The following is a 12,315-nucleotide window of genomic DNA, read 5'->3' as shown; positions in this document are numbered from 1 at the left end:
AAGTAAACTTGGAGTGATCTCAGATGAATCTGAAAGCAACCTTTCCAACAGCTGTTCTCGCTGGAATCATGGTCCTTTCAATCTTCGCCTGCTGTTCCGTTGCGTCAGCCGAGGCTACCCCACCTAGCTGGGAAGAGGGAGACGCATGGGCAATGGGCTTTTCAAGAGACCTTGGAGCGGAATATGCTGACGAGATTCTGAGTCTCGAGGGAGAATTGGAGAATCTCACTGAACCAATGGGCCTAGAGGTCAATAATTTCGACGCTGATGGAAATGTCGAGTTCTACCTAGTCTTCGAGGTAACCGATGATGATGGCACATACTACACGCTGACAGCGGATATGGGTCAGAAGCTTCAGTTCGGCCTTGACGTAGAGGTCACAGGTGAGTTGCCCAAGGCGGGAACCTATGATAGTGAAACCATGCCAGAAATGGAAGAGAAGACCATTTCAGTGGATGCTTCCCTTGATTACGCATTGTGGACACACGTTGATGTCCAGGTAGTCAAGTCGACCATGGCCATCCAGAGCATCGATATTGAGATCCATGGAAGCCTGATCATAGATGCATCTGTACAAAACTTCCCCAATGTCCAGACCGGACCTGAGGAGGAAACCGTTTCCTACGAGTCGATGGACGTGTGGATGAGTGCGGACATTAATGTCGAGATCAATATCGATTTCGAACCAGCACTTGACATATTCCAGTTCCCATTCGATGTAGGTGATGAGTGGGTGGTTGGATCCAATGCAACCATTTCCGCTTCAGCTGATGGTTTCATAGATGCGACCGGGCTGCCTGCTGAGTTCGAAGAGGAGATATTCTCGGATGAGGTCTTCGTGGCCAACGGGGTGAACGGATTCCCGATAGAGCTTGACCAGCTCGTATTCGAGGGAGAGGACGCACCACCTATATCGAACGGGGTACTGGAGGCCACCACAGAGTACATCGAGTTCGACATGGCCTGTGTGGGTTCTAACCTAGTCACACTTCCGAATTACGGTGCCGTGAACGTTTACATACTTGAAATCAACGGTGAGCAAAGGTTCTATTATTCCCCAGACGTCAAGTTCCTGACCTCAATGGACATAGACTTCGAACAGTTGTTCGGAGAGTCTGGAATCGAAATGCCATTCGAACTCCCCGAAATGAGCGAAGACGATACCACCCTCGGATCCATGGATGCTTCTACTGCCAAGACCGGTATCCAGGAGATTGCGGACTATCAGAGCAGCATCTCTGAAGATGCTGAGGATGGTCCCGCGACAGGCGGAGACATCAACGACTTCTTCTTCAAGGAGCCATACTTTGGAATAATCATAGTAGTCTTGGTCGTCGTGGTAGTCATCTCGGTCGTGTTCGCTGCTGTTAAAAGGAAGTAGACCCAAACCCCTTCCCTTAAATCTCTTTTCCTTATTCTTCTACTCTCATTCAAGACATTGGCAAATAATATAGAAAGGAATACTTAGAACACGAATTGATGTATGGACCATTACTTCATCTGCCGTAAATTCCCACCAATCGTGCCTTGTCCAAAATATGCTTTTTCATCGACTCCAACAACTCGGATTTATTAGATCCAGGAGATATTGATAGTCTTGTATCTAATGCGAAAAGTTTGAAGATATAGCGATGAGGCTTTCCAGGGGGTGGACAGGGACCTCCATAATAGGATCTGCCCCAACTGTTCTTTCCATGGATTTCCCCTCCGGGCAATCGCCTTTCCTTGGACACGGCCTCGGGTAGTCCTCCTTTTGACGGATCTATGTTGAACAAGATCCAGTGATCCCAAGTACCTGTTGAAGCATCTGGATCGTCGCAGATGATGGCCAGAGATCTGGTCCCATTAGGAACCTCCTTCCATGAAAGCGGAGGGGAAATATCTTCACCATCACAGGTGAACCTCTTCGGAATCATCTCCCCCTCTCTGAAAGCTGGGCTCTCGATCTTCAAGACCATATTCATTACATTTGTACCACTCATATGATAAACATTCCGAAAATTGGGAGTATAGTTCCTAACTCCGCCTGCATATTAGCAAGGTGTATTAATGGATGGACTTATACCTGATTTATTAAAATGGATGGGGTTCCACAAATGGCTGAGGACAAGACGATTTACTTCATATGCAGGGACTGTGGTAGAACCCTCCGTCAGGAGGAATTGCTGACCCATATCGAGTATGATCAGAGATTGATCGAACGCTCTTGGATCCCGTCCATAGGGGATCATTCCGACTGGTGGTATGAGAAAATAGCTCCCCTGAACCTCAAAGAGGGAGAAATAGTTCATGTGTGCAGATTCTGCGGAGAGATCAAACCAGAAGAAGGGATTCCTACAAGGGAAGGAAAAGGTGTCGCCGATCTTAGAATGATACTCAACCGGATGGATGAGGGATTCGATGAGGAAGCTCAAGCCACTCTATTGACTAAGAAGAAAGAACTGGAGGATCTCTTGAATGAGTATTTCTACGCTAGCTATATCCTAGATCTCAAGAACGTCGAAGAGAGAATCAATACCAGTTCTGGTACATTCCATATATACGGGGATGGAAGTGTGAGATACGAGGACATCATGCGCAGAGGCGGCCGCTATTTCAAAGTCCCAGTTTACCATTGGGAGAAGATAGCTAACGAGTATGCCGAACCCACCTTACTAATCGAGTTCTTCGACGAAGAGAAGGGCTGGACCGTTGATGTCGACTCTTTCGGGAAATACGATTACAAGAAGCAGCACGGCCCTAAACTCGTATGTTTCCAGGAAATAGATGGCTTCCTGTTGAGAAAGAGGGTTGAACTCCTTGAGGAAGAGGTTGCTAGGCTCAAAGAAAGAATAGGCGATTATTAAGTCACATATATTAGTTTAGGTGTTTTCGATATATACTAATATAGTTAATGTTAAGCCAATACCTCAATCCTTCCTATCTTCCCTTTGTTCGCATCTACACCGAAATCGGATATCTTGATATAGAAGTTGATAAGGGCTAACCTGGAACCTTCAGTGATGCCTAAGGTCTCTGGGATCTCGATGTCGTCATCCCAAAGCGTAAGCTGGCAACTTCCCGAATCATCCTCTATCAAGATCTTTCGGAGATAACCGGTTGTCCCATCCTTTCTATTGAACTCACGAGTCTCGTATATCTTTATCACCCTTACCTCAAGTGAGGCTCCTTCTCGATCTCTGAGATCCGAGATTTGCTTTCGGTTCAATACGAGTTTCCCGAGCTCTTCTAGGGCTAGCTTCTTAATGGCCTCGTCGTTCAGGAGTGCTCCGAATTCCTCCCTGAGCTCTGCAATCTTCTCTTCCAGCTCCCGGTCTTCATCCATTGCCAGTTCCATCCCATATCCATTATTTAATTTGAGTTTCTACTATTAGAGTTATCATTACTACCTTTTTCGCTCTTACTAAAAAATCTCATCATATTCTCATCCAATTCAAGAATAGCGATCTTCCAGGACATCATTTCAGTAGCTGAAATGTCTGACATATTAATTAAATATTCGAATAATTGTCATACATTTGTCAGAAGGAGGTTCCCAACTGAGAGCGGCCCTTTATGCTAGAGTATCGACGGAAGATCAGGCCAAGGAAGGTTTCAGCATAGCTGCCCAACTGAAGCGCCTGGAATCCTATTGCAAGGCCAGAGGTTGGGAACCAACTGACCGTTACATTGATGACGGCCATAGTGGGAGAGAAGTCAATCGCCCAGCTTACCAAAGAATGATGGTTGAAAGAGATCTCTGGGACGTTCTTGTCGTTCTGAAGATGGACCGCATTCACAGGAACAGCAAGAACTTCACACTCATGATGGATGACCTGCGGGAGTGGGGAAAGGAATTCAACTCCATGCAGGAAAGTTTCGACACTACCACCGCAATGGGCCGATTTGTAATGGACATCATACAAAGAATCGCCCAGTTGGAGAGTGAACAGATAGGTGAAAGAGTAAAGTTCGGGATGACGCAAAAAGCAAGAAGGGGAAATGGCTATCTGGGCTCCGGACACCCCTATGGATATTCATATAAAGATGGGGGTTTGACCATCATTGAAGAAGAGGCGAATATCGCGAAGGATATCTTCCGACGATACTTAGATGGAATGAGTCTGCGGGAGATTGCCGAATCGCTAAATCATCTTGGTGTGCCCTCTAAGACCGGGAAGGAGTGGAGCAAGCAAGCGATATCCAAGATGTTGAAGAATCCCCTTTACTGCGGCTTCATTCGATGGGACGGAATCCTTCGTCAGAGGGAACATGATCCAATAATCTCAAGAGAAGTATTCAACCGGGTACAGATCCGGATGAGGCGAGGAATAAGGAATCGTGAGAGGCTCGGTGAACTCACTCTTGTTGAGCAGGAGATGGGTGAGATCGGTGTCTAGGGTTGCCATCTACACTAGGGTATCGACGGATGATCAGGCAAAGGAAGGATACTCCCTGGACGCCCAGAAGGAACGTCTCGAGGCCTATTGTGAGGCTCAAGGCTGGACAATCACCGATTTCTATGTAGATGAAGGACACAGCGGAAGGAATACCCAACGACCGGAATACCAACGGATGATCGAACAACGCGACTCGTGGGATACCATTCTGGTACTCAAGATGGACCGCATTCACAGGAACAGCAAGAACTTTATGATTATGATGGAGAACCTCGAAAGTTGGGGGAAGAAGTTTGCCTCTATGCAGGAGTCGCTCGATACCTCCAATGCAGTTGGTAGATTTGTTGTGGACATCATCCAAAGGATCGCTCAGCTTGAAAGTGAGCAGATCGGTGAGCGAACATATATGGGTATGAAGCAAAAAGCAGAATCAGGTGATGGTCTGCTCGGTTTCAGGATACCCTACGGTTATGAATTAAAAGAAGATGGACTGGCTCCTGAAGAATTTGAGGCCGAAAAAGTCAGACATATTTTCAAAGCGTACCTAGCGGGGCAGACAATGGACTGGATTTCCTGGGATCTCAATAGACAGGACATACCGACCAAAAAAGATAATCTCTGGACCCTGTGGTCAATAAGCCGCATCCTTCATAACCCAGTATATGCTGGTTTTCTCAGATGGGACAATTTGATCATTTCCTCGCAACATAAACCATTGGTTTCCATTGAGGACTTCAACGAAGTTCAGAGGATTATTGCTTCCCGGATAAAAAATCCAAAACATCAGAAATTCATTGAACTTCCTATGAAGAAAGATGGAGTTTCTAGTGAAGGTGAACTGACCATCCAGTTATGATGAAACACGCGCATGATTGGGGCGTTTCCACAATAATGTGAGCTTTCAAATTCCAATAATTAAGAATTGAAAAATAGTTCGGAACGATACGAAGAATATCACGACGAATGACGAACAAAAAGAGTTAATTCCTGTTTGATAACAAATTAGAGATTCTGGCACATTGGCTTTGAATATTTAATCATATTGATGAATAAATTGGTTATTATTTGTTAATATGATGAATTTTAGCCTTTATTCAGACGTTATAGAAAATATTATAATTTTAACATTCTTAATAGATAAAGTATAATAATGGATGCCTGAGGATTCGCTGTCTAGACCTGATAAAGGTCCTAGATCTGTGAGGAAGGGATCGGATGCAACTCGAAATGATTGCAGAACATGGCTTGGGGGGGCCATTATTATGATACTGAGGAACCCTCAGTCAAGATTCCTTTTGAATGGAACTAACATCTGGAGTGTACAACATGTCAGATGAGACAAAAATTAAGGTCGCGATGGCGGATGCCTTCGGGGTCATACTGATAGGCTGGATAGCCTTCATGATGGCTTTTGTATTCTTCGACCAGTATGGACTAAGTTTCATGGTCGGAGGACTCAGCGGTATTGTGGGAATCGCCCTGGCCGCAGTAACCATTATGGCTTTCCTGAACGACAATCTGTTTGGAACCGCTCTGTTCGGCCCCCTTGCAGTATTCTTCTACGTGTTTCCTACCGTAATAGCAGACACGCCTGAGGCGGTCTCCACGTTGATTCTCTTCATGGGCGTATACCTGCTGGTAATGGGCATCATTTCCTTGGCACAACCTGTCAGGATGGTGACCATTGTCCTCTTTGTAGCTGCTATCGCCCTAATCCTTGTTGGATACTGGTGGATCGATGGTGGAGAGACACTGAAGACTCTGTCAGGCGTCTTCCTGGCGCTGCTGGGCATTTTCGCCTCCTATCTAGGCTTGGCGATTGTGACCAACACGGTCAAGGGAGACATGGTCCTTCCTCTCCTTGTGAAGGGATGAAACCCTTCCTAAGGAGATTGAATGAAGGACATTAGGCCACGAAAACCTCTTACAAACCAATTCCCTTATTTCCTTTATTTAACATAATGCTGGAAATATAATCATGTGGCGACATTATCCCGTGAAGAACATCTCTATTAATGGACCTCGAATTTCTAGCGAGACAATGATGCTATTGTTAGCTCAATCGATAGTTTCTTCAAACTAAATCTTCTTCAGTAATATGAGAGGCGTTTGCATGACCGAGCTCTTGTACCTGGATGATATGTTCTTGAAAGAATTCGATGCCAAGGTGGTCTTTGTAAATGATAAAGATGTTGTTCTAGATCGAACAGCTTTCTATCCCAGGTCAGGAGGAGTTGCCTGCGACACTGGAGAAATAATTAGAAAATCTGATGGTTTAGAGTTCAAGGTAATTTCCGTAGGAAAGTCCGACGGAGAAATTTCCCATGAGGTAGACCATGAGGGGCTTAAGAAAGGGGATGAGGTAATCGGTCGAATAGAATGGGAAAGGAGATATCGACTCATGAGACATCATACCGCTGCCCACATTCTAAGCGGTGCGTTCTGGGTCAGGGGCAATGTGAAAATCGGTGGTAATGAGATTGATATCGACGGAGGCAGAATGGATTTCACCCTTGAAGATTTTGATAGAGAAAAGATCGAAAGCTACGTAGAGAAAGCAAATGAGATCGTATTTCAGGATCTTCCCGTTGAGACATATCACATCACACGAGAAGAGCTTGAAGTTGATCCTAATCTAACAAAATTGTTGATGGGACTACCTGAAGACATCGAAAGGGTAAGAATCGTAGATATCAAAGGGTTCGACAAACAACCGGATGGTGGTTGTCATGTATTACACACTTCTGAAATTGGCAGAATCAAACTCACAAAGATGAAGAACAAAGGGAAGAACAACAGGCGGATGTACTTCGTTCTAGAGAATGATTAGCTTCATCATGAGTCCCCCAAGATTGTCAATATCTAGAATCTCTATCTTGATGATGAAAATTAGACATATTTAGTAATTACATTTATAATATTAGTTATTATCAATATTTTCTATATTATTTTAGTATTATGCTATATTGAACGATTTTCAGATCTCTTGACCTTGATTCTAGGTAAGAGATTCTACTTTGATCTATCGAGGATTCGAATTTTCTATCCTGATTTTCCCGAGATAGATCTAATATCAAATTGAATTTGAACACGTGATAACATGTAGCAAGATTAAAAACCATATATTGGGGTCGAAATGGGGGAAGAAAACGTATTTCTTAGGATACTTAAGTTGATATTCGGGAGACCGTCGTTGACTAAATTGCGTGATACGCTGTATATTATTATGTATATACATAGAAGTAACATAATTTAGATATAAAATATTACTATAATTCTATAATTTCTATAATAATATGCATGTTGTAAATACTGAAAGAATAATTGTTTGAATTATAAATTACAATATGTATTATTATATATGTAATTAGTCAATTATATATATTAACATACACAATTATATCTATAATCAATATAGATACTATGATATTATACGCATCAATAGGAGGAATCTAATGGAAGATAAGAAAACAAGCATTCAAATCTCGACCGACACTCGCGACCGCCTTTACAGACTCAAATTCAGAAAGACCTATGAAGAGTTTCTCAATGAACTCTGTGATCTCTATGAAGAGTCCCAAAAAGACAATTCCTAATTCCATTTTCTTATTCATCTTATTAAATTTAATATGTTAAATTACTACCTTAATTAATTTAGTACTTATAATTGTTGGAGTATAATTGACGATATCTCTAAGAAAAAATCAAGAAAAGTAAGAGTTTGAGTTCAGATCGTCGCTACAAGCATTCCAAACCAGGATGGCAGCCATACTTTGAACATGATGACTTCTCCATCCTGTATCTTAAGAATAAGATGGGACCAGAGGTCAAGCTCAAGAGGCAGGTACTCCACTTGAAGGTCAGAAGTAATAGACATCTCGCCCCTGAGAATGGTGTTGACCATTACCTTGTCGATGCAGATCTGATTGTTCTCAATGCATATGTCCTTCAGATGGAGAATGAATTGGAAGCACTTGACATCCATATCGATTGTCAGTGTATCGACTACCTCACCATTCTCATAATGAAGGAAAGATATAGAAATCGATCCCTTCCAGTGGAAATGTACATTTGCATCGCCACATCCATTTCTCTCCCAAACATGGGCATTGATATGGTACTTACCATCCAAGACCATCTGGACTTCGTCGATGGAATCGACCAGAGCCCGGATCAAATCGGCTTTTTCAGGATTCTCTAATGCCCATGCAATGATAGTATCTTGGACTTCTGGATCAAGAGACTCAAGAATATCCTGAATATCTTCACCGCTAGGGAATGGTACAATTATGGTCTCGTCGATGTCACCATTCTCTACCATCTTGCTGATATCACAATCGCCCTTGGCCTTTGTCTCGGAAGATACTGCGACTATGGAGACGCTAAACATCATAAGAGCGGCGAGAATCACGATAACGCCAATCACTAGGTTTGTTACTTTCATTTGTCCCCCCCTCCCTACATGATCGATCGTATTGGCGCGATCATGACAAGTTCATAAACGATTTCACATTCCGTATTATATTTCATTATCGCTGTTTAATAATGGGAAAAATGAGAGGGTCAGTACTCGAAATCATCTCAATCGTTATTGAGTTCGATAATCTTCTCAATTGTATTGAGTAGACCGTCAATCAGTTTCAAAGACCTGAAGGCCTCTATTTTGATCAACAGGGCAAGTTCGTTGTCCTCGTCCTTAAGCAATATCTTCTCGGTTATCTTCAAGGCTTTCTTCCCTTGCCCAATACGGACAAGGGAATCGGCTTTTATGAGGAGAGCTCGGGTATTATTTGGTTCCTTTTCAAGGACTTCGTCAACGATAGATAATGCCTCCTCGTTCCGGCCAAGTGCTCTAAGATCCTCCGCTTTTGTCAGGAGTATGCTGGACTCATCTGGATTTCGTCGGAGAGCTTCATCGAGAAGCTTCAGTGCTTCCTCGTGTTGCCCATTGCACCTCATGACGAAGCCTTTGAGCATCAGCGCTTCCTCGTTGTCGGGTGAAATAGACAATATTTGGTCGAATAACTTCTCCGCCTCAGAATTCTTATCAAGTAACCAGAGGGCTCTTCCTTTCTCAATCAGATAATCTTCATTCATCGGATCAAGGGCAATGAGGTCGTCAAGCATGCTCAATGCCTCCTGATACCTATCGAGGTAATTCAGAGTCGATGCCTTCAAGTGCAGGGCATCCTCATTCTTTGGGTTGAATTCGAGGATAACGTCCAAAGGCTGAATGGCCTCTTCATCCTTGTTAAGGGTTCGGAGGATGGTTGCTTTCATTAGAAGTGCCTTTTCACTGAAAGGGGCGAACTCGAGTATCTTGTTCACAGCGGGCAAGCCTTCTCTTGAATTGGCCAGATATCCAAAAAGTGTGCCATTTATCTTTCTAGCCATTCTTCCTTCTGGATTTACTTTAATCAGCCTGTCAAACGTATCAGAAGATTGTTTATTCTTATCGAGTATCCACAGAAGAAGTGCTTTCTTCAAGAGAGCAGCTTCATCCGTGTCGATTATCTCAACAGCCTGGCTCACCACATCGAGTGCCTTTTCATAGTCCCTCATAAAGGTCAGAACATCGACCTTCTTGAGAATGGCTTTCATATTGAAGGGACCTGTTGATACGGCGATCTCGATTGAATCCAAGGCTTCCTCGTACCGCTTAAGAAACATGAGAGCTTCTGTTTTCAATATGAGCGCCCTGTCGTTTTGAGGGTCATCCTCCAGGACTCCTTCAAGATATTCCAGAACATCGGTGAGTCTGCTTTCATTTGCCAATCAATGCACCTATTAACAGTGTAATAGCTCTGGGTATTAATTCATTCTGAAAAGGCTTTCATACTGATTGAAGGAACTGGGTTGGATTTCCAGTTATATTACATGAAAAAAATAATGGTTAGATTAAGCAATTATGCACTGAGGATTCAAGATGGATAAGGTTAGGGCATTTGACATACCTGTCGATGATATGGAAAGGGCCAAGAACTTCTATCGAAGTGTTTTTGGCTGGAAAATCATTCCAGTTCCAGGTAGTGGGGGAGATTTCCACGCAGCCAATACGGCTCCAGTTGACGAAAATGGAGAAGTGATGATTCCGGGTGCGATAAATGGTGGGTTCTACAAGAGGGGGACTCATGGCCTTGAAGGTACTTTTCTAGAGATTGAAGTGGAATCTGTTGATGAATGCTTGAAGAGAGTCGTTTCCGAAGGGGGAGAGATCATCAGACCCAAAAACCCAATACTGGACATAGCCTTCTTTTCAGTTGTCAGGGACAGCGAAGGCAACGTTTTGGGGCTTTGGGAGAATATTGAAGGATGATATTTCAACTAATGAGCTATGATTAGAATCTTACATTAGTCAATACATTGAATTATTAAATTAAGCATATAAAATTAATAGTTACTTTTAAAATAGTTATATTTCATTATCTTTTCCAATGTAGTAACTTATCCATAAATGTATATATTTATACTACAAAGTAATTTATAATACAGTTACTATATGACGCAACATGACTCAAATGAGGGATTTACTTTGGCTACCAGGGAGAAGTGAGCGGAAACAAGCTCTCAAACACCCTGGCCCTTCCCACTAGCGTTTCTGTTAGAGATGAACATAGGCAGGATCCCCTGTCTGTATTTGCCTCCTTGAGGGAAAAGTTCCCCGGGGAATGCTTCCTCCTTGAGTCGGTCGAGGGGCCGGAGAAGACGGCTAGATACTCATTCATTGGCGTCGATCCCATCTCTACCTTCAGGTCAAAAGGGACCATGATTGTGATTGATGAAAACGCATACCGCGTTCCCTCGGCATACGACTCATTGAGAGGGCACTTCAAGTCATTTGACTGCGGGGCTTCCGACCTTGCACCATTCTCGGGAGGAATGGTCGGCTTCATCGGATACGGGATGGTGAGTGAATTCGAAGGTATTCAGCTTCCAGATGGAGAAGATGAGATACCGGACATGTACTTCGTTCTACCTCGACACTTGGTCTGCATTGATCATCTGGATGAAAAGACCTATCTGATCTCCCATGGAGATCTGAGGGAACTGAAAGAGGCTTTCAATACGGTAAGGGAGAAAGAAGAAACTGGAATTGTCATTCGAGGAGGTACCCCAAACACAAGCCAGGAGGAATTCGAATCCAAGGTCGTTGAGGCAAAGGAGATGATAATGGAGGGTGAGATCTTTCAGGTTGTCCCATCCAGAAGCATTGATTTTGAGATTCACGGGGACCCATTGGAAATGTATCGGGTTCTCAGATCTTTGAATCCCTCGCCATACCTCTTCTATCTGGACTTCGGGGAGACCAAGCTTATCGGTTCATCCCCTGAGATGTTGGTAAGGCTAAAGGGGACTAAACTCACGACCAGACCTCTTGCGGGAACTAGACCACGAGATCCAGATCCAGAGGAGGACGAGAAGCTCAAGCTCGATATGCTTCTAGACGTCAAGGAAAGAGCTGAACACCTGATGCTGGTGGATCTTCATAGAAATGATATGGGGAGAGTATCCAGAACGGGCACTGTGAAAGTGACAGAGCTAATGAATGTGGAGAAGTTCTCCCATGTCCAGCATATTGTCAGCAATATTGAAAGCGAGCTTGACGATTCTTTCGATGCTTTCGATGCCTTGAAGGCATGCTTCCCCGCAGGAACAGTCACCGGAGCACCTAAGATTCGGGCAATGGAGATCATCTCAGATCTGGAAGATGAACGAAGAGGGCCTTATGCAGGAGCTGCCGGTTATTTTGACTTCAACGGCAACATGGATTTCGGCATCGTGATCCGTTCCATTGTTCTCCACGGCAAGAGAGCTAGATTGCAGGCTGGCGCTGGAATCGTCCACGACTCGATACCCGAGAAGGAATACATGGAGACTCAGCACAAGATGGGGGCTCTGCTACTTGCCTTGATGACCAAGGATATGGAGGATTGA

Annotated in this window: 12 protein-coding genes; 8 read left to right on the top strand and 4 right to left on the bottom strand. The window is 43.8% G+C overall.

Translation table 11 applies throughout. The features are described from left to right. Nucleotides 1-23 precede the first annotated feature (23 nt). The gene (locus GKC03_01950; GenBank protein ID NYT11299.1) at nucleotides 24-1,382 is read left to right on the top strand and encodes a hypothetical protein; all 1,359 of its coding nucleotides are present in this window, start codon (nucleotides 24-26) and stop codon (nucleotides 1,380-1,382) included. Nucleotides 1,383-1,497: 115 nt separating this feature from the next. Here the strand turns inward: GKC03_01950 and GKC03_01945 are convergent, their stop codons facing one another. After that, a complete protein-coding gene (locus GKC03_01945) occupies nucleotides 1,498-1,953 on the bottom strand; it encodes a YbhB/YbcL family Raf kinase inhibitor-like protein (protein NYT11298.1) in 456 nt (151 codons plus the stop codon). Between the two features lie 144 nt (nucleotides 1,954-2,097). Between GKC03_01945 and GKC03_01940 the strand changes: the two genes are divergently transcribed. Beyond that, nucleotides 2,098-2,847, top strand: a complete 750-nt coding sequence (locus GKC03_01940) for a hypothetical protein (protein NYT11297.1) — start codon at nucleotides 2,098-2,100, stop codon at nucleotides 2,845-2,847. A 50-nt stretch (nucleotides 2,848-2,897) separates the two neighbouring features. Here the strand turns inward: GKC03_01940 and GKC03_01935 are convergent, their stop codons facing one another. Beyond that, the gene (locus tag GKC03_01935) at nucleotides 2,898-3,338 is read right to left on the bottom strand and encodes a hypothetical protein (GenBank protein NYT11296.1); all 441 of its coding nucleotides are present in this window, start codon (nucleotides 3,336-3,338) and stop codon (nucleotides 2,898-2,900) included. 202 nt (nucleotides 3,339-3,540) lie between these two features. Here GKC03_01935 and GKC03_01930 point away from each other — a divergent pair, with 202 nt between their 5' ends. The 4 genes from GKC03_01930 (at nucleotide 3,541) to GKC03_01915 (ending at nucleotide 7,210) form a co-directional block, all read left to right on the top strand. Further along, nucleotides 3,541-4,380 carry a recombinase family protein gene (locus tag GKC03_01930; GenBank protein NYT11295.1) on the top strand — a complete coding sequence of 280 codons (840 nt, stop codon included), beginning with the start codon at nucleotides 3,541-3,543 and terminating at the stop codon, nucleotides 4,378-4,380. Continuing rightward, on the top strand, nucleotides 4,373-5,236 hold the full coding sequence (locus GKC03_01925) for a recombinase family protein (GenBank protein ID NYT11294.1): 864 nt from the start codon (nucleotides 4,373-4,375) through the stop codon (nucleotides 5,234-5,236). Before GKC03_01930 ends, GKC03_01925 begins: the two co-directional genes overlap by 8 nt. A gap of 470 nt (nucleotides 5,237-5,706) precedes the next feature. Further along, complete coding sequence (locus GKC03_01920; protein NYT11293.1) at nucleotides 5,707-6,255, top strand: hypothetical protein; 549 nt, start codon at nucleotides 5,707-5,709, stop codon at nucleotides 6,253-6,255. 238 nt (nucleotides 6,256-6,493) lie between these two features. Continuing rightward, a complete protein-coding gene (locus GKC03_01915) occupies nucleotides 6,494-7,210 on the top strand; it encodes an alanyl-tRNA editing protein (protein ID NYT11292.1) in 717 nt (238 codons plus the stop codon). Between the two features lie 897 nt (nucleotides 7,211-8,107). Here GKC03_01915 and GKC03_01910 read toward each other — a convergent pair. Together GKC03_01910 and GKC03_01905 are read right to left on the bottom strand one after the other, a co-directional pair. After that, a complete protein-coding gene (locus tag GKC03_01910; protein ID NYT11291.1) occupies nucleotides 8,108-8,824 on the bottom strand; it encodes a hypothetical protein in 717 nt (238 codons plus the stop codon). A 137-nt stretch (nucleotides 8,825-8,961) separates the two neighbouring features. Next, nucleotides 8,962-10,155, bottom strand: coding sequence for a tetratricopeptide repeat protein (locus GKC03_01905; protein ID NYT11290.1), 1,194 nt, complete (start codon nucleotides 10,153-10,155; stop codon nucleotides 8,962-8,964). 151 nt (nucleotides 10,156-10,306) lie between these two features. Between GKC03_01905 and GKC03_01900 the strand changes: the two genes are divergently transcribed. Next, on the top strand, nucleotides 10,307-10,696 hold the full coding sequence (locus GKC03_01900; protein ID NYT11289.1) for a VOC family protein: 390 nt from the start codon (nucleotides 10,307-10,309) through the stop codon (nucleotides 10,694-10,696). 233 nt (nucleotides 10,697-10,929) lie between these two features. Beyond that, nucleotides 10,930-12,315 carry an anthranilate synthase component I family protein gene (locus GKC03_01895; protein NYT11288.1) on the top strand — a complete coding sequence of 462 codons (1,386 nt, stop codon included), beginning with the start codon at nucleotides 10,930-10,932 and terminating at the stop codon, nucleotides 12,313-12,315.

This window comes from Methanomassiliicoccales archaeon (assembly GCA_013415695.1).
Taxonomy (GTDB): Archaea; Thermoplasmatota; Thermoplasmata; order Methanomassiliicoccales; family JAAEEP01; genus JAAEEP01.
This window is presented reverse-complemented; position numbering and strand designations above follow the sequence as displayed.

Coding starts and splice junctions, on each gene's coding strand:
- GKC03_01940 (NYT11297.1), top strand. CDS start 2,098: ATGGCTGAGGACAAGACGATTTACTTCATATGCAGGGACTGTGGTAGA.
- GKC03_01950 (NYT11299.1), top strand. CDS start 24: ATGAATCTGAAAGCAACCTTTCCAACAGCTGTTCTCGCTGGAATCATG.
- GKC03_01915 (NYT11292.1), top strand. CDS start 6,494: ATGACCGAGCTCTTGTACCTGGATGATATGTTCTTGAAAGAATTCGAT.
- GKC03_01910 (NYT11291.1), bottom strand. CDS start 8,824: ATGAAAGTAACAAACCTAGTGATTGGCGTTATCGTGATTCTCGCCGCT.
- GKC03_01920 (NYT11293.1), top strand. CDS start 5,707: ATGTCAGATGAGACAAAAATTAAGGTCGCGATGGCGGATGCCTTCGGG.
- GKC03_01935 (NYT11296.1), bottom strand. CDS start 3,338: ATGGAACTGGCAATGGATGAAGACCGGGAGCTGGAAGAGAAGATTGCA.
- GKC03_01900 (NYT11289.1), top strand. CDS start 10,307: ATGGATAAGGTTAGGGCATTTGACATACCTGTCGATGATATGGAAAGG.